This is a genomic window from Streptomyces sp. NRRL B-24484, assembly GCF_000717715.1.
In the GTDB taxonomy this organism is placed as follows: Bacteria; Actinomycetota; Actinomycetes; order Streptomycetales; family Streptomycetaceae; genus Kitasatospora.
Genome location: NZ_JOAI01000176.1, coordinates 1 through 232, shown reverse-complemented (window position 1 = coordinate 232; position 232 = coordinate 1). Strand labels below are relative to the sequence as shown.

1 rRNA gene is annotated in these 232 nt (G+C 57.8%); it reads right to left on the bottom strand.

The annotated features are described in order from the left end of the window. Positions 1–89, bottom strand: a 16S ribosomal RNA gene (locus IE98_RS0141810); the annotation flags it as partial. Positions 90–232: the final 143 nt, after the last annotated feature.

Below are 232 nucleotides of genomic sequence, written 5' to 3'. Positions count from 1 at the left end.
ATCCACCCCGAAGGGCTTCACCGTTCGACTTGCATGTGTTAAGCACGCCGCCAGCGTTCGTCCTGAGCCAGGATCAAACTCTCCGTGAATGATTACCCGTAATCGGGTTCACACTCGCGTTGAGCGGCACGGAAACCACCGGAATAGGGCGGTCCCGCGCACTGCGTCCTCGCTGTGTTATTTCAAAAGGAATCTCCAACCGATCCGAACGGACCGGCCGGGGATGTCAACA